Origin of the sequence: uncultured Bacteroides sp. (assembly GCF_958445495.1) — a bacterium.
Lineage (GTDB): Bacteria > Bacteroidota > Bacteroidia > Bacteroidales > Bacteroidaceae > Bacteroides.
Window position 1 is genome coordinate 1 of record NZ_CAUCSQ010000073.1, and the last position, 17,073, is coordinate 17,073.

Consider the following 17,073-nt stretch of genomic DNA (forward strand, 5'->3'; position numbering starts at 1 on the left):
TTCTGCTGTCTGATACAAGAGGATAAATTGAATTGATAGAACTCACCATAAATCAGAGACAGACGTGATTTCAGTAGAAGGATTATCAGTAGAATTTAATGCGACACCGCTTTTTAAGGATGTCAGTTATGTAATAAATAAGAAGGACCGCATTGCGTTGGTCGGCAAGAACGGTGCGGGTAAATCGACTATGCTGAAAATATTGGCAGGCCTGCAATTGCCGACATGCGGGACGGTTGCGGTTCCGAAAGACATGACGATCGGTTACTTGCCGCAGGTGATGATTTTTGCCGACAACCGTACGGTGCGGGAAGAGGCGGAACTGGCCTTTGAAGAATTGTTCAGGCTCCGGGATAAATTGGAGCGGATGAATCGGGAATTGGCAGAAAGAACGGATTACGATTCGGAAGAGTATCATCAGTTGATAGACCGTTTCACACATGAAAATGATCGTTTCCTGATGATGGGGGGAACGAATTATCAGGCGGAAATCGAACGCACCCTTTTGGGACTGGGGTTCAGCCGGGCGGACTTTGAGCGTTCCACAACTGAATTTTCCGGCGGATGGCGCATGCGCATTGAACTTGCGAAGCTGTTGCTCCGTCGTCCGGACGTGCTTTTGCTGGATGAGCCCACTAACCATCTTGATATCGAGAGTATTCAGTGGTTGGAGAATTTTCTGGCTACCCGTGCCAATGCTGTCGTTCTTGTCAGTCATGACCGGGCTTTTCTTAATAATGTGACTACCCGCACGATTGAGATTACTTGCGGGCAGATTTATGATTATAAGGTGAAGTATGACGAGTTTGTCATTTTGCGAAAGGAACGTCGCGAGCAGCAACTCCGTGCTTATGAGAATCAGCAGAAGCAAATACAGGATACGGAAGAGTTTATCGAACGTTTTCGTTATAAGGCGACTAAGGCCGTGCAGGTGCAGAGCCGTATTAAACAGTTGGAAAAAATTGAACGTATCGAGGTGGATGAAGAGGATAATTCTGCATTGCGCCTGAAATTCCCTCCTGCAAGCCGTAGCGGAAATTATCCGGTAATTTGTGAAGGGGTGTGCAAAGCGTATGGGGCACATGTCGTTTTTCACGATGTGAACCTGACTATCAATCGGGGGGAGAAGGTCGCTTTTGTCGGCAAAAACGGGGAAGGCAAGTCTACGCTGGTGAAATGTATCATGAATGAAATTGATTTTGAGGGAAAGCTGACAATCGGACATAATGTGCAGATTGGATATTTTGCTCAAAACCAGGCGCAGATGTTGGATGAAAACCTGACTGTCTTTGATACCATTGACCGGGTGGCGACAGGAGATATCCGGTTGAAAATACGTGATATACTCGGCGCTTTTATGTTCGGGGGGGAGGCTTCGGATAAAAGGGTGAAGGTGCTTTCCGGAGGAGAACGTACCCGCCTGGCAATGATTAAGTTGCTGCTTGAACCTGTAAACTTCCTGATTCTCGACGAACCTACCAATCATTTGGACATGCGTTCGAAGGATGTCTTGAAGGAGGCTATCCGCGAATTTGACGGGACGGTGATTATTGTCAGCCATGACCGTGATTTTCTGGACGGGCTTGCGACTAAAGTATATGAGTTTGGCGGCGGACTTGTGAAGGAACATCTCGGAGGCATTTATGAGTTTCTGCAAAAGAAAAAGATTGAGAACCTGAATGAACTTCAAAAGGGAGTGTCCTTGTCTTCTTCTCCTATGGCTTCCGCGAAGGAAAATGAAACGGGAGATGCGCGGCCTTCGGAAAATAAATTGTCTTATGAGGCGCAGAAAGAGCTGAATAAGAAATTGAAAAAACTGGAGAAAATGGTTGCGGATTGTGAAACCTCAATCGAAGAGACGGAAGCGGCGATTGCTATTGTTGAGGAACAGATGGCGACTCCGGAAGGGGCTTCGGATATGCAACTGTATGAACGGCATCAAAAACTGAAACAACAGTTGGATGCTGTTGTGGAAGAATGGGAACGGGTTTCAACGGAGCTGGAGGAAGCTAAGGGGACGATGTAGTTCCTGTTTGTCGTTCCAGTGTGTTCCGGGAGCTCAAAGAATCGAATTTAAACTCATAATTCAATAATATATGAAAGTAACCAAGTATTTACCAATTCTTGCCGTATGCCTTATGACATCAGGATGTAACAGTAAGAAAGAGGCCGTGCTGACATCGGGTATCGACCTTGCCAATCTGGATACCACGGCTGTGCCGGGTACGAGTTTTTATCAATATGCCTGTGGCGGGTGGGTGAATGCTCATCCGTTGACGGACGAGTATTCGCGTTTCGGGACATTTGATATGTTGCGTGAGAATAGCCGCGAGCAACTGAAAGCTTTGATAGCTGAGTTGGCGGCGAAAACCGATAATGCACCCGGAAGCGCCGCACAGAAAGTAGGAGAACTTTACAATATCGCAATGGATAGCGTAAAGCTGAACCGGGAAGGGGTGGCTCCGATTAAGGCCGAACTGGCTGCTATCGACGCTCTCAAGGATAAGAGTGAAATTTATGCATATATTGCGGAAAGCCAGAAAAAGGGTATTCGTCCTTATTTCACCATGTATGTGAGTGCGGATGATATGAACAGTTCTATGAACATTGTGCAGACTTACCAGGGAGGCTTGGGCATGGGACAGCGCGACTATTATCTGGAAAATGACGAACAGACTAAAAATATCCGTGATAAGTATCAGGAACATATCGTTAAGATGTTCCGATTGGCAGGCTATGATGAGGCTACCGCCCAAAAGGCGAAGGTTGCTGTGATGGGGATTGAGACCCGTCTGGCGAAAGCGGCCCGTTCGCAGGTGGATTTACGGGACCCTCATGCCAATTATAACAAGATGGATATGGAGACGTTGAAAAAGAATTTTCCGACTTTTGACTGGGATGTTTATTTCACCGTTTCCGGCTTGAAGGACTTGAAGGAGGTGAATGTCGGTCAGCCGGCCGCGATGAAGGAGGTTGCCGATGTGATTGATTCCGTGTCTATGGACGACCAGAAGCTGTATCTGCAATGGAATCTGATAGATGCTGCCGCTTCTTTTTTGAGTGATGATTTTGTTGCGCAGAACTTTGATTTCTACAGCAGGACGATGTCCGGGAAGAAAGAGATGCAGCCTCGTTGGAAACGTTCCGTAAGTACTGTAGACGGGGTTCTCGGTGAGGTTGTAGGGCAGATGTATGTGGAGAAGTATTTCCCGGCTGCCGCTAAGGAACGTATGGTTACATTGGTGAAGAATTTGCAGTCTTCTTTGGGTGAACGTATCAAAGGGCTGGAGTGGATGAGCGAGCCGACTAAAGTGAAAGCATTGGAAAAGCTGGCGAATTTCCATGTGAAAATAGGGTATCCCGATAAATGGAAGGATTATTCTGCCTTGGAAATCAAAAATGATTCTTATTGGGCGAATATCGAACGCGCCAGCCAATGGGATTACAATGAAATGATTGCCAAAGCCGGCAAGCCGGTCGACAAGGATGAATGGCTGATGACTCCTCAGACGGTGAATGCTTATTATAATCCGACTACCAACGAAATTTGTTTCCCGGCAGCTATCCTGCAGCCTCCGTTCTTCGATATGAATGCGGATGATGCTATGAATTACGGTGCAATCGGGGTCGTTATCGGACATGAGATGACACACGGATTTGACGATCAGGGCCGCCAGTATGATAAAGACGGAAATCTGAAGGACTGGTGGACGGAAGAAGATGCTAAAAAGTTTGAGGAACGTGCACAGGTTATGGTTAATTTCTTTGATAGCATTGAGGTGGCGCCGGGAGTGCATGCGAACGGTAGCTTGACTTTGGGAGAGAATATAGCCGATCATGGCGGTTTGCAGGTTTCTTATCAGGCATTTAAGAAGGCGATGGAGACTGCTCCGCTGGGAGTGGTTGACGGATTTACCCCCGAACAGCGTTTCTTCCTCGCTTATGCCAATGTATGGGCCGGGAATATCCGGCCGGAAGAAATTCTGCGGTTGACGAAACTTGACCCTCATTCATTGGGAAAATGGCGGGTTGACGGCGCATTGCCTCATATTGCCAATTGGTATGAGGCGTTCCATATAACGGAACAGGACTCATTGTTTGTACCGAAAGAGAAACGGGTGTCTATCTGGTAATATTTTTTAGCAGGTAAAAAAGATTCGAAGAAGCGTTGGCCTTCCGCTCCGGAAGGCAACGCTTTTTTTTATTAATTCACATCATATTTATTCGTACGATAAACAATATTTCGTAACTTTGCAAGGAAAATACTTAATAAGCAATTCAATGTCAGAGTCTAAAAGAATAAAAACTGCATTGGTATCTGTATACCATAAGGAGGGTTTGGACGAAATCATTACCAAACTTCATGAAGAAGGAGTGGAGTTCCTTTCAACGGGCGGAACTCGCCAGTTTATCGAATCATTGGGTTATCCCTGTAGGGCAGTGGAGGATTTGACTACTTATCCTTCTATCTTGGGGGGCAGGGTGAAGACGTTGCATCCGAAAATTTTCGGAGGTATTCTTTGCCGCCGCGGCCTGGAACAGGACATGCAGCAGATTGAGAAATATGAGATTCCCGAAATAGATTTGGTTATCGTTGATTTGTATCCGTTTGAAGCTACGGTGGCTTCCGGTGCACCGGAAGCGGATATTATTGAAAAAATAGATATAGGCGGAATTTCGTTGATTCGTGCCGCTGCCAAGAATTACAATGATGTGGTTATTGTGGCTTCCCAAGCGCAATATAAACCGTTGTTGGACATGTTGATGGAGCATGGGGCGACTTCTTCTTTGGAAGAACGCCGCTGGATGGCGAAAGAAGCGTTTGCCGTTTCTTCCCATTACGATTCGGCTATTTTCAATTATTTCGATGCCGGAGAGGGTTCTGCGTTCCGTTGTTCGGTGAATAACCAGAAACAGCTTCGCTACGGAGAGAATCCGCATCAGAAGGGGTATTTCTACGGGAACTTGGAAGCGATGTTCGACCAGATTCACGGAAAGGAAATTTCTTACAACAACCTTCTCGACATTAATGCTGCCGTTGATTTAATCGACGAGTTCGAGGATCTTACTTTTGCTATCCTGAAACATAATAATGCTTGTGGCCTGGCTTCCCGTCCTACGGTATTGGAGGCATGGAAAGAGGCGTTGGCCGGTGACCCGGTTTCCGCTTTTGGCGGCGTACTGATTACCAACGGGGTGGTTGATAAGGATGCGGCGGAAGAAATCAACAAAATTTTCTTCGAAGTGATTATCGCTCCGGATTACGATGTGGATGCGCTTGAAATTTTGGGACAGAAGAAAAACCGTATCATTCTGGTCCGTAAAGAGGCGAAGTTGCCGAAGAAGCAATTCCGCGCTTTGCTGAACGGTGTGTTGGTACAGGAGAAAGATTCTAATATTGAGACGGTAGCTGATTTGAAAACGGTGACTGACAAGGCGCCGACTCCGGAAGAAGTGGAAGATATGTTGTTTGCCAATAAGATAGTGAAGAACAGCAAGTCCAATGCGATTGTGTTGGCTAAGGGCAAACAGCTTATTGCGAGCGGTGTCGGACAAACATCACGGGTGGATGCTCTGAAACAGGCGATTGAGAAGGCTAAGTCATTCGGTTTCGACCTGCATGGAGCGGTGATGGCTTCGGATGCGTTTTTCCCGTTCCCCGATTGTGTGGAAATTGCGGATAAGGAAGGTATCACGGCGGTTATCCAGCCGGGCGGTTCCGTAAAGGATGATTTGTCTTTCGCATATTGCAATGAGCACGGGATGGCGATGGTGATTACCGGTATCCGTCATTTTAAACATTAAAACAAAAATTAAGAATGGGATTGTTTTCTTTTACACAAGAAATAGCGATGGACTTGGGAACAGCCAATACCATCATTATCACGAATGGGAAAATCGTGGTGGATGAGCCTTCGGTTGTGGCCCTGGACCGCCGTACGGATAAAATGATTGCCGTGGGGGAAAAGGCGAAGTTAATGCATGAAAAGACTCACGAAAACATACGTACTATTCGTCCGTTGAGAGACGGGGTGATTGCCGATTTCTATGCTTGCGAGCAGATGATGCGGGGGTTGATTAAACAGGTGAATACCCGCAATCATTTATTCTCTCCGTCACTCCGTATGGTGATTGGTGTCCCGTCGGGAAGTACGGAAGTCGAACTTCGTGCTGTACGCGACTCTGCCGAACATGCGGGAGGACGTGATGTTTATCTGATTTTTGAACCGATGGCTGCGGCAATCGGTATCGGCATTGACGTGGAGGCGCCGGAGGGAAATATGATTGTCGATATAGGCGGCGGTTCTACGGAGATTGCTGTCATTTCTTTAGGTGGCATCGTTTCCAACAATTCCATCCGTATCGCCGGTGATGATTTGACTGCGGATATTCAGGAATATATGAGTCGCCAGCATAATGTGAAAGTCAGTGAACGTATGGCTGAACGTATTAAAATCAATGTCGGCGCTGCTCTGACTGAATTGGGCGAAGATGCGCCGGAAGATTATATTGTTCATGGACCGAACCGTATCACAGCTCTTCCGATGGAGGTTCCGGTATGTTACCAGGAAGTGGCGCATTGCCTGGAAAAGTCTATTTCCAAAATCGAGACGGCTATTTTGAGTGCATTGGAAAATACTCCTCCTGAATTGTATGCGGATATCGTTCATAACGGTATCTATCTTGCGGGTGGTGGCGCATTGCTTCGCGGATTGGATAAGCGGCTTACTGATAAGATTAACATTCCGTTCCATATTGCGGAAGACCCTTTGCATGCCGTTGCAAAAGGTACGGGGGTCGCATTAAAGAATGTAGACCGTTTCTCTTTCCTGATGAGATAAGTAATTGAGCAATGTGCTGATATGCTGGCGCTGATTGGCTGTATATCGGCACATTGGCAAATTGAATGGTTCATGCGGAATTTAATAAACTTCCTTTTGAAATATAATTACTGGTTCCTCTTTGTCGTATTAGAGGCAGCCAGTTTTGTTTTGTTATTTCGGTTTAACCATTACCAGCAGAGTGCTTATTTTACCTCTGCCAATAGGGTGGTGGGGGCGGTTTATGAAATTTCGGGAGGTATTTCCTCTTATTTTCATTTGAAGTCGGTCAACGAGGATTTACTGGACCGTAACATGATGCTCGAACAACAGGTCGATAATCTGGAAAAAGCTTTGAAAGAACATCGGGTTGATTCGGTTACTGTAAGCAGTATCAAGGGGATTCCCCAAGATTACCGGTTGTTTAAGGCTCATGTGATTAAGAATAGTTTGAATCTGGCTGATAATTATATAACGCTTGACAAGGGTTCTTCTTCCGGAATCTGTTCGGAGATGGGCGTAGTGGATGGGAATGGGATTGTAGGAATCGTTTATGAGACGTCTCCTTCTTATTCGGTGGTGATTTCCGTATTGAACAGTAAGTCGAATATCAGTTGTAAGATTGTGGGGAGCGATTATTTCGGTTATCTGAAATGGGAGCACGGGGATTCGCGTTACGCTTATCTGAAAGACTTGCCGCGCCATGCTGAATTTAATCTGGGGGATACTGTGGTAACAAGTGGTTTCTCAACGGTTTTTCCCGAAGGAATCATGGTGGGAACGGTGGATGATATGTCCGACTCGCATGACGGTTTGTCTTATCTGTTGAAAATTAAACTGGCTACGGATTTTGGTAAGCTCAGTGATGTGCGGGTGATAGCGAGAAACGGAAGGGAGGAACGGAAGGAACTGGAGAATAAGACGAAAATGCAATGATAATTACGTATATACATAGAATCGGGTGGTTTATCGGATTGGTACTGCTTCAGGTGCTGATTTTGAACAATGTGCATATTGCCGGATATGCCACTCCTTTTCTTTATATTTATTTTATCCTGAAATTTAGTTCGGGTATATCCCGGAATGAGTTGATGTTGTGGGCTTTCTTTTTCGGGCTTACCATTGACGTTTTTTCCGATACTCCGGGCATGAATGCGGCAGCAACTGTATTGCTTGCTTTTCTTCGTCCTTCTTTGTTACGTTTGTTTACTTCCCGTGATACACTGGACAGCATTGTCCCTTCTTTTAAAAGCATGGGGATTGCTCCTTTTCTGAAATATACCACTGCAGGCGTTTTTGTGCATAGCCTGGCCTTACTCTCTATCGAGTTCTTCTCATTTTCAAGCATTTGGCTGTTGTTGTTGAGGGTGCTTCTTTGCACTGCTCTGACTATAACCTGTATTATAGCTGTGGAAGGGATAAGGAGATAGGGATGGCAAAGGATTATCGGTTGGAGAGACGGAAATTTGTTATCGGGGGCATTGCTTTTTCTATTGTATTGCTTTATCTGATACGTCTTTTTGTGTTGCAGATTACAACGGACGATTATAAGAAAAATGCTGATAGCAACGCTTTTTTAAATAAGATACAGTATCCTTCGCGGGGAGCTATTTACGATCGTAACGGTAAATTGCTCGTATTTAACCAGCCTGCTTATGACATAACGATGGTTCCGAAAGAGGTGGAGAATCTGGATACGGTCGATTTATGCCAGTCTTTGGGAATTACCCGCGCCCAGTTCCTGAAAATAATGAGTGATATGAAGGACCGTCGTCGGAATCCTGGATATTCCAGATATACCAACCAGTTGTTTATGTCACAGCTTTCGGCAGAGGAATGCGGGGTTTTCCAAGAGAAATTATTTAAGTTTCGGGGGTTCTATATCCAGCGGCGTACTATCCGTCAATATTCGTATGATGCTGCTGCTCATGCTTTGGGGGATATCGGTGAAGTTTCTGCCAAAGAGATGGAAGCGGACGAGGAAGGGTATTATATTCGTGGGGATTATATCGGTAAATTGGGGGTTGAGAAATCGTATGAGAAGTATTTGCGCGGGGAGAAAGGGGTGGAGATTTTGCTCCGTGATGCTCATGGCAGGATACAGGGGCATTATATGGATGGGAAATATGACCGTCCTTCTGTTCCCGGAAAGAATCTTACATTGAGTTTGGACATAGATTTGCAAATGCTGGGCGAACGGTTGTTGAAGAATAAGATTGGAAGTATTGTGGCCATAGAACCTGAAACCGGTGAAATTCTTTGTTTGGTATCTTCTCCTAATTATGATCCGCATCTGATGATTGGACGCCAACGCGGAAAGAATCATTTGGCTTTGCAGCGTGATAAAATGAAGCCGCTTCTGAACCGTGCCTTGATGGGAGTATATCCTCCGGGTTCTACTTTTAAGACTGCACAAGGGCTGACTTTTCTTCAGGAAGGAATTGTTACGGCGCAGAGTCCCGCCTTCCCCTGTTCGCATGGATTCCATTACGGCAGGCTGACGGTCGGGTGTCATGCTCACGGGGCGCCGATTCCGCTGGTTCCTGCCATTGCTACGTCATGTAACTCTTATTTTTGTTGGGGATTGTTTCGTATGTTCGGAGACCGTAAGTACGGTTCGCCGCAAAATGCGATTACTGTTTGGAAAGACCACATGGTGTCGCAGGGATTCGGGTATAAGCTTGGGGTCGATTTGCCTGGAGAGAAGCGTGGCTTGATACCGAATGCGCAGTTTTATGACAAGGCTTATCGCGGACATTGGAACGGGTTGACGGTCATTAGTATTTCTATCGGACAGGGAGAAATTTTGGCTACTCCTCTTCAGATTGCTAATCTGGGAGCTACCATTGCCAATCGCGGATATTTTGTCACACCGCATGTCGTAAAGGAGATTCAAGACAACCAGTTGGATAGCATTTACCGTACTCCGCGATATACTACTATAGAGAGGAGGCATTATGAGTCGGTGGTGGAAGGAATGCGTGGAGCCGCTACCGGAGGTACTTGCCGTATATTGTCGATGATGGTTCCGGAGTTGGAAGCTTGTGGCAAGACGGGAACGGCACAGAACCGCGGGCACGACCATTCGGTATTCATGGGGTTTGCTCCTATGGATAAACCGAAAATTGCAATTGCCGTTTATGTGGAGAACGGAGGATGGGGGGCTACTTATGGAGTTCCCATCGGCGCGTTGATGATGGAACAATATATTAATGGAAAGTTATCTCCTGAGAATGAGCTGAGAGCGGAGGAATTTAGTAACAGAGTGATATTGTATGGTAACGAGGAACGATAGTTTGTGGAAGTCACTGGATTGGATAACAATTGGCATTTATCTGCTTTTGATTGTGGGCGGGTGGTTCAGTGTGTGTGGAGCCAGCTATGATTATGGCGAACGTGATTTTCTGGACTTTTCTACTCGTGCCGGCAAACAGTTTGTCTGGATTATCTGTTCTTTCGGGTTGGGATTTGTTTTACTGATGCTGGAGGACCGGATGTATGACATGTTTGCATACATTATATATATAGGAATGATACTCTTGCTTATCGTTACTATTTTTATCGCGCCGGATACCAAAGGTTCCCGTTCTTGGCTGGTGATGGGACCTGTCAGTTTACAACCTGCCGAATTTGCCAAATTTGCTACTGCCTTGGCGTTGGCAAAGTATATGAACTCTTACTCGTTTAGCATTAAAAAGGAAAAATGTGCTTTTGTTCTGGGGTTTATAATCCTTCTTCCGATGCTATTGATTATCGGGCAACGGGAAACGGGTTCGGCATTGGTATATCTTGCGTTTTTTTTGGTGCTGTACCGGGAAGGAATGCCGGGAGTCATCCTTTTCTCCGGTGTGTGTGCCGTCATTTATTTTGTGGTCGGTATTCGTTTTGATGAGGTTTTTATTGCTGATACTTCTACCCCGTTAGGGGAATTCATTGTTTTGTTCCTGATTTTATTGTTTGCCGGTGGAATGGTCTGGGTATATCGCAAGCGCTGGCAACCGGTACGGAATATAATTGGAGGGACTTTTCTGGTTTTGTTCATTGCTTATTGGCTCTCGGAATATTGGATACATTTCAATCTGGTTTGGATACAATGGGGGCTTTGTGTGGTTACGGTAGGGTACTTGGTTTATTTGGCGTTGAGTGAACGCCAGCGTTCTTATTTCCTGATAGCTTTGTTTACGTTGGGTTCTATTGGGTTCTTATATTCCAGCAACTATGTGTTTGATAATATTCTGGAACCTCACCAGCAAATCCGTATCAAGGTCGTGTTGGGGCTGGAAGAGGATTTGACCGGTGCCGGGTATAACGTGAACCAGTCTAAAATTGCCATCGGTTCCGGTGGGTTGACGGGAAAGGGTTTTTTGAACGGTACACAGACTAAATTGAAATATGTTCCCGAACAGGATACTGACTTTATCTTTTGTACGGTGGGGGAGGAACAGGGGTTTGTCGGTTCGGCTGCGGTTTTACTGGCTTTCCTCGTGTTGATATTGAGACTTATTTTCTTAGCTGAGAGGCAACCGTCTACGTTTGGACGTGTTTATGGATATTCTCTTTTGAGTATTTTCCTTTTCCATTTGTTTATTAATGTCGGAATGGTGTTGGGGTTGACTCCTGTAATTGGCATTCCATTGCCTTTTTTCAGTTACGGAGGATCTTCTTTGTGGGGATTCACCATATTGTTGTTTATTTTCTTGAGAATAGATGCTGGACGGAGCAGAAGATTTTAGTGCTTGAGCCGGAAATGCCCGGAAGGTATATTTTTGATATGATTTATCTGAAGGCGGTTTTCTGGCAGTTTTGTTTTATCTCTTTTTTATTTTATGAGTATTTCTGTCTGACATTCGGGAAATACAGAAAAAGGTATTTAGTTGTTTTGCGATGGCTGTTTTTCAATACGTATTCCGATGTCATTTAGTCCCGGCAGTTTTTCATCTTTCATTCCGTTTATGATTTTCATCTGGTAGTTACCGGAATGTAAGGGACGGACTGATTTGAAAAAAGTGGCGAATTGATAGATACTCCCCCAACCTTTCCCATTCCATTTTCCTGTGGAATCTGCCAGTTTGATAATTAAAGTATCGGTCTGCCATGTGGCGGAATCCGGCAGGTTATGGTTAATAAACAGATGAAGGTCCCGGTAAGGATAGTCTGTCCTGTTGCGTACTTCCATGAATAGTCTTAACATTGTGGGAGGATTGTCTGCAATGGAAATGTTGAAAGAGAGTGTATCGCTCTTTTTCCATCCTTCTTCCGGAAGGGATTGGTAAGAGTGATACACAATATTTTCTTTGCACGCTCCTAAGAGGCAGGCAGCGAACAAGCAGCATAAACTATTCCAAAGAAGGCTTTTCATTATTGTTTTGCGTTTTCCCTTGGTTTAAGTTTTTTTCCGGCTTGGAAGGACGTTCCTGGTTGGATGGGCGGCTTTGCCCTTGTTGCTTGGGTTCCCGTTGCTGTGTCTGTTCGCCTTGGCGTTCCTGGTTCTGCGCACGTTCCTGGTTGGGGTCTTTTTCGGAGCGTTTATTTCCGTTGTTCCGCCCTTGATTCTGACCTTTGTTCCGATTGTTGTTTTTGGAACGGTTGTCTCTTTCTCCTCTGTTGGTGTTTTCCGACGGTTGCGGACGATTGTCGCTGTCCCGTTGGGTTTGTTGCTGGCGGTTACCGCCTTCTGTCTGTTGCTGTGGGCGGTTGTTATTGCTGTTTCCTTTCTTTTTCTTTTTATTCCGGTTTTCTTTATTGTTTTCTTTGTTATTGCTCCGGTTTCGGTCGAAACGGGTTACGCTTTCCTGTTCCAGTAAGTCTACGGGTTTCTTTATTTCCGGTTTCTTTTCCTCTTCGAACAGGCTGTCCGGTTTTATCCCTTTTTTATTCAACGCGATTACTTCAAAAGCACGCTTACCGCTGATTGTTACCAAATTGGCAGGGAAGTTTTTATCCGTAGAATAGGAAACCTGATTGCTTAGGATATCGGCTTTAAAGAAATAGAATATACCGTCTTTGGTCTCTAATTCTATCTCTTTGGAAGGTAATCGTTTTTGTGCTTCTACGTAGCAGTCTACTTCGTAGTTCAGGCAACACTTGAGTTTTGCACATTGACCGGCAAGTTTTTGGGGATTGAGTGAAATGTCCTGATAACGTGCGGCGCTGGTTGAGACGGAGACAAAGCTTGTCATCCAGGTAGCACAGCAAAGTTCACGTCCACAGGGACCGATGCCGCCGATACGTCCGGCTTCCTGACGTGCACCGATTTGTTTCATTTCAATGCGAACACGGAAAGCTTCGGCCAACACTTTAATCAATTGGCGGAAGTCTACACGTTCGTCAGCAATATAATAGAAAATAGCTTTATTACCGTCTCCCTGGTATTCCACATCTCCGATTTTCATGTTCAGATTCAGGTTTTGGGCAATTTGACGCGCACGAATCATGGTGGCGTGCTCTTTGCTTTTAGCTTCGTTGAATTTGTCCATATCTACCGGTTTGGCTTTCCGGTAGACTCTTTTTATTTCCGCATCTGTTTTGAAGTTGGCCTTTTTCATTTGCAGGGTGACTAGCCTTCCTGTGAGGGTTACTACACCGATATCATGGCCGGGAGCCGCTTCAACAGCTACTATGTCTCCCTTTTCCAGTTTGATTTTATTGCTGTTGCGATAATAGCCTTTACGGGTGTTTTTGAATTGCACCTCTACCATGTCACACTCTTCCGCATTGCCCGGTATGTCTGCCAGCCAGTCGTAGGTATTCAGTTTTTTATCTTGGCGGGAACATCCTCGGCAGCAAAGGCTGCCGCTCCCATTATGAAGTTTATATTCCATAAGTTTATATATTTATTATTGCTTTAACAGTACAATCATCTTCAGGGAGAAGTCAAAAAATACCATCTTAGCGTTTACATTTTGTTCTATATGTAATTGCGCTTCACTCAATTCATCCATAATGCCTATTACGTTACGTTCGTTGACGAAAGGCGCAAAGCGGGTTGCAAAATTCTGTTCGTTAATGGTCATATAGGTCAGGTTGCGTTGGTGCAGGTTAAAGATGAAATTTTCGCGAAGCATGCGTTGGCAATATTCCAGAAAGTTTTTCTGGCGTTCGCGTCCCATCCCTGCTACTTGTTCGCTCCACATTTTCATTTCCTTTATTTTCCGTTGATAGGACAGGCGCATTAAGTTGACGAAAAGTTCGAAGAATAATTGGTTCTCTTCGTTCAAATGAATCGTTTCGAGCGCCTTGATAAAGTTCCCGTTTGCCAGGTGGGCAATCGAGATACTGTCTGCAGGCTGAATGTTATATTTGGCCTGTAGTATCCGGTCAATACTGGCTTCGTCAATTTTCCGCACGTTCATACGTTGAGTACGGCTCAAAATGGTGGGCAGAATCATATCGGGAGCTTCGGATATCAATAAGAAAATTGTCTTTTCCGGAGGTTCTTCGAGTAATTTCAATAGTTTGTTGGCGCATACCGGATGTAATTTCTCTGGTAACCACACAATCGTAATCTTAAATCCTCCTTCGCTGGATTTCAGGCTAAGCTTTTTCAGAATTTCATCGCTTTCGTTGGCAAAAATCTGCGCTTGCTTGTTTTCCGCTTCTATATGGTTCATCCAGTGATTCAGGTTGAAGTAAGGGGTCGTGAGCAGTTGTTCTCTCCATTGCGGAAGAAAATCTGTGCAAACGGACACTTTGGGACTTTTCGCCTTATTCACGATAGGAAATACGAAATGTACATCCGGATGTACCAGTTTATTGAATTTGACACAAGACGGACAGGCACCGCAGGCATCTGTTTTTCCCCGGTCGGTACAACAGAGGTAGCGCGCGTAAGCAACGGCCAAGGGCATTTTCCCGACTCCTTCGGGACCGCAAATGAGCTGGGCATGTGGAATACGCCCCTCATTCACTTCCTGAATGAGCCGTTGCTTGATTTCTTCTTGTCCGATTACGTCTCTGAAAAACATCTCAATAAATGGTTTTGGCTACTTCTTTAATACTGTTTACTGCCCCGATGGAGTAGAAATGAATGCTTGGAACTCCATGCTCCATCAATTCTTTACATTGGGCAACACACCATTCGATACCTACTTGTTCGGCTTCCGCATCATTTTTGCATCGGTTTATTTCTTTCACTAAATCTTCCGGCAAATCCACTTTGAATGTTTTGGGTACCATGCTTAATTGAGACAGCTTCTTGAATGGTTTGATTCCGGGAATAATGGGAACATGGATACCTGCCTCGTTTGCCAGCTTTACGAACTCGAAATATTTCTTATTATCGTAAAAAAGTTGTGTTACAGCATATTCTGCTCCTGCTTCTACTTTCTTTTTCAACCAATAAAGGTCGGATTCAAGATTGGGTGATTCTTCATGTTTTTCCGGATAACAAGCCACGCCATAGGAGAAAGGACTGGCAGTAACTTTCATTTCCGAACCGTCAACAAAGATGCCCTTATTGAAATTATTAATCTGTTCCTGCAATTCAATCGCATGATAATAACCGTCCTTTTCGGGAGTAAACACCGATTCATGTTTAGCTTTGTCTCCGCGGAGCACCAGCAAATCCGTGATATTTAGAAATTGTAAATCCAGTAACACGTATTCGGTTTCTTCACGGGTGAAACCGCTGCATAGGATATGGGGAACCACGGTGATATTGTATTTGTTCTGAATGGCTGCCGCTACTGCGACTGTTCCCGGACGCCTTCTTAACCGGTTTCTCTGAAAAAGTCCGTTACCGAGATCTTTATAGACATATTCGCTGCGATGGGTCGTAATATTGATGTATTTGGGTTCAAATTCCCGGAGGGTATCGATTGTTTGGTATAATTTTTCAATTCCCGTTCCTTTTAGGGGGGGGAGGATTTCAAAAGAAAAAGCTGTCCCTTTGCTATTATTTATTAAATCAATTACTTTCATTCTTTTTCGTTGATGTTCGTTATCTATTCGGATTAAACGTGCATATTGGGACAAAAATACGAAAAAAGAAAGATTTTTTCTTGATTTACTCCAAAATAGTTTTGTTTTTATCGTACTATTATTGTGGAAGAGAGGCTATTCGTAAATTCGAACAGCCTCTCTTCTTTAAAATTACCTATGCCGGGGTTTATTTTTCAAGAAATGATTTTTTCATTCTGGCGATATCTGTCAGGTAGTCTTGCAAATCTTGTTCATGTTCTTCTTCTTCAGCAAGAATGTGTTTAACAATATCGCAAGTGGTGAAATCCTTACCGTTAGTAAAATCTGCGATTTCTTGATAGCGGAGGATTGCACAGCGTTCGGACGCCACATTGTCTTTCAATAAACTTACCGAATCGAAACCTTGTGGGGTATCATATTTACATCTAGCCAATTCAAACCATTTTTTAGGGTCCAATACCGGAATTCCTTCTAATTCGATAATACGGTTGGCAAGCAATTGTGCGTGCTTCCGTTCTTCTTCGGCATGCTCTTCGAATTCACCTTGTATATCGGCGCGCATGGCACCTTCTACTACTAATGCACCTACCCAATATTGGTAATATGCCAGCCATTCTTCGGACAATGCTGCATTCAATTGTGAAATTAAACTTTCCACATCTAATCTTCCCTGTAGGATTTTTACACTTTCTCTAGCCATAATTTTTATGTTTAGGTTAATATATTTAAGTTGGTTATGTAACATACGGAGGTTTCTTTTGTTTTATAATCCTTTAGGTTTTAACAGAAAGAACACATTTGAGAAATAACATCTTTCTTTTTTAAGAAACGATGGGAGTACTTTTATTTCTAATTACTATGAGTGTCCCATTAAAATGCTTTTTCATTATTATATTCTTATTTCCTTATGTTGTTTCGTACCGGCTGGAATGTGTTATTACATGTTCTTGCATGAGAAATCCTTGGTTTGATGTTCATTCCCATATTTTGATGAAAACAAGTTTCTAAGAGTTTATTATGTTATTTATCAATGGTTCTACCTGTTTCTGTTTCTCGAAGGGTTCTTTTTGGAACGTACTTTTTATGATGAGGTTTGGTTATCTTTCCTGTATTTCTCGATTTCAATATCGTTTGGAAGGAGGAATATGCCTTGAATATAGATATAAATAAGGTGTTCTTCTCTTTACTATTATTAGGTTATAGAAAAATGCATGTTTTTATTCGTTTGTAGTTCAGTTGTTTACAGATATTCTATAATATTTGTTTGAAAAAAGATTTATATTTGTTTGGATAATAAGAATAAGTTGTCTACTTTTGCACCCGCTTTGCAAGA

13 protein-coding genes are annotated in these 17,073 nt (G+C 44.1%); 8 read left to right on the forward strand and 5 right to left on the reverse strand.

The window, feature by feature from the left end; genetic code table 11:
• Positions 1–64: 64 nt before the first annotated feature.
• The 8 genes from Q5076_RS16545 to rodA all read left to right on the forward strand — a co-directional run bounded on the left by Q5076_RS16545 (position 65) and on the right by rodA (position 11,554).
• Entirely contained in the window at positions 65–2,026 is a 1,962-nt protein-coding gene (locus Q5076_RS16545) for an ABC-F family ATP-binding cassette domain-containing protein (protein ID WP_303014771.1), read from the forward strand.
• Between the two features lie 70 nt (positions 2,027–2,096).
• Positions 2,097–4,133, forward strand: coding sequence for a M13 family metallopeptidase (locus Q5076_RS16550; RefSeq protein ID WP_303014772.1), 2,037 nt, complete (start codon positions 2,097–2,099; stop codon positions 4,131–4,133).
• Between the two features lie 148 nt (positions 4,134–4,281).
• Positions 4,282–5,805: a bifunctional phosphoribosylaminoimidazolecarboxamide formyltransferase/IMP cyclohydrolase gene (purH, locus tag Q5076_RS16555; protein ID WP_303014773.1), complete on the forward strand. Its 1,524-nt coding sequence runs from the start codon at positions 4,282–4,284 to the stop codon at positions 5,803–5,805.
• A gap of 14 nt (positions 5,806–5,819) precedes the next feature.
• Positions 5,820–6,842, forward strand: coding sequence for a rod shape-determining protein (locus tag Q5076_RS16560; protein WP_005679089.1), 1,023 nt, complete (start codon positions 5,820–5,822; stop codon positions 6,840–6,842).
• A 72-nt stretch (positions 6,843–6,914) separates the two neighbouring features.
• On the forward strand, positions 6,915–7,757 hold the full coding sequence (gene mreC / locus Q5076_RS16565) for a rod shape-determining protein MreC (RefSeq protein WP_303014774.1): 843 nt from the start codon (positions 6,915–6,917) through the stop codon (positions 7,755–7,757).
• Entirely contained in the window at positions 7,754–8,251 is a 498-nt protein-coding gene (gene mreD, locus Q5076_RS16570; protein WP_303014776.1) for a rod shape-determining protein MreD, read from the forward strand. Before mreC ends, mreD begins: the two co-directional genes overlap by 4 nt.
• Before the next feature lie 2 nt (positions 8,252–8,253).
• Positions 8,254–10,116: a penicillin-binding protein 2 gene (mrdA, locus tag Q5076_RS16575; RefSeq protein WP_303014777.1), complete on the forward strand. Its 1,863-nt coding sequence runs from the start codon at positions 8,254–8,256 to the stop codon at positions 10,114–10,116.
• On the forward strand, positions 10,097–11,554 hold the full coding sequence (gene rodA / locus Q5076_RS16580) for a rod shape-determining protein RodA (RefSeq protein WP_303014779.1): 1,458 nt from the start codon (positions 10,097–10,099) through the stop codon (positions 11,552–11,554). The genes mrdA and rodA overlap by 20 nt, the downstream gene beginning before the upstream one ends.
• A gap of 137 nt (positions 11,555–11,691) precedes the next feature.
• Here rodA and gldH read toward each other — a convergent pair whose 3' ends face one another.
• The 5 genes from gldH to Q5076_RS16605 all read right to left on the reverse strand — a co-directional run bounded on the left by gldH (position 11,692) and on the right by Q5076_RS16605 (position 16,440).
• Positions 11,692–12,180, reverse strand: coding sequence for a gliding motility lipoprotein GldH (gldH, locus tag Q5076_RS16585; protein ID WP_303014781.1), 489 nt, complete (start codon positions 12,178–12,180; stop codon positions 11,692–11,694).
• Positions 12,158–13,642 (reverse strand): regulatory iron-sulfur-containing complex subunit RicT, encoded by a 1,485-nt coding sequence (gene ricT, locus Q5076_RS16590; RefSeq protein WP_303014783.1) that lies wholly within the window; start codon positions 13,640–13,642, stop codon positions 12,158–12,160. The genes gldH and ricT overlap by 23 nt, the downstream gene beginning before the upstream one ends.
• Before the next feature lie 15 nt (positions 13,643–13,657).
• A complete protein-coding gene (locus Q5076_RS16595; RefSeq protein ID WP_303014785.1) occupies positions 13,658–14,785 on the reverse strand; it encodes a DNA polymerase III subunit in 1,128 nt (375 codons plus the stop codon).
• 1 nt (position 14,786) lies between these two features.
• The gene (gene metF, locus Q5076_RS16600; RefSeq protein WP_303014787.1) at positions 14,787–15,740 is read right to left on the reverse strand and encodes a methylenetetrahydrofolate reductase [NAD(P)H]; all 954 of its coding nucleotides are present in this window, start codon (positions 15,738–15,740) and stop codon (positions 14,787–14,789) included.
• 187 nt (positions 15,741–15,927) lie between these two features.
• Complete coding sequence (locus Q5076_RS16605) at positions 15,928–16,440, reverse strand: ferritin-like domain-containing protein (protein WP_303014790.1); 513 nt, start codon at positions 16,438–16,440, stop codon at positions 15,928–15,930.
• Positions 16,441–17,073: the final 633 nt, after the last annotated feature.

What these genes read in the sequence shown, in the direction of transcription:
- mreC (WP_303014774.1), top strand. Translation starts at nt 6,915, where the DNA reads ATGCGGAATTTAATAAACTTCCTTTTGAAATATAATTACTGGTTCCTC.
- ricT (WP_303014783.1), bottom strand. Translation starts at nt 13,642, where the DNA reads ATGGAATATAAACTTCATAATGGGAGCGGCAGCCTTTGCTGCCGAGGA.
- metF (WP_303014787.1), bottom strand. Translation starts at nt 15,740, where the DNA reads ATGAAAGTAATTGATTTAATAAATAATAGCAAAGGGACAGCTTTTTCT.
- rodA (WP_303014779.1), top strand. Translation starts at nt 10,097, where the DNA reads ATGGTAACGAGGAACGATAGTTTGTGGAAGTCACTGGATTGGATAACA.
- Q5076_RS16560 (WP_005679089.1), top strand. Translation starts at nt 5,820, where the DNA reads ATGGGATTGTTTTCTTTTACACAAGAAATAGCGATGGACTTGGGAACA.
- Q5076_RS16605 (WP_303014790.1), bottom strand. Translation starts at nt 16,440, where the DNA reads ATGGCTAGAGAAAGTGTAAAAATCCTACAGGGAAGATTAGATGTGGAA.
- mrdA (WP_303014777.1), top strand. Translation starts at nt 8,254, where the DNA reads ATGGCAAAGGATTATCGGTTGGAGAGACGGAAATTTGTTATCGGGGGC.
- mreD (WP_303014776.1), top strand. Translation starts at nt 7,754, where the DNA reads ATGATAATTACGTATATACATAGAATCGGGTGGTTTATCGGATTGGTA.
- gldH (WP_303014781.1), bottom strand. Translation starts at nt 12,180, where the DNA reads ATGAAAAGCCTTCTTTGGAATAGTTTATGCTGCTTGTTCGCTGCCTGC.
- Q5076_RS16595 (WP_303014785.1), bottom strand. Translation starts at nt 14,785, where the DNA reads ATGTTTTTCAGAGACGTAATCGGACAAGAAGAAATCAAGCAACGGCTC.
- purH (WP_303014773.1), top strand. Translation starts at nt 4,282, where the DNA reads ATGTCAGAGTCTAAAAGAATAAAAACTGCATTGGTATCTGTATACCAT.
- Q5076_RS16550 (WP_303014772.1), top strand. Translation starts at nt 2,097, where the DNA reads ATGAAAGTAACCAAGTATTTACCAATTCTTGCCGTATGCCTTATGACA.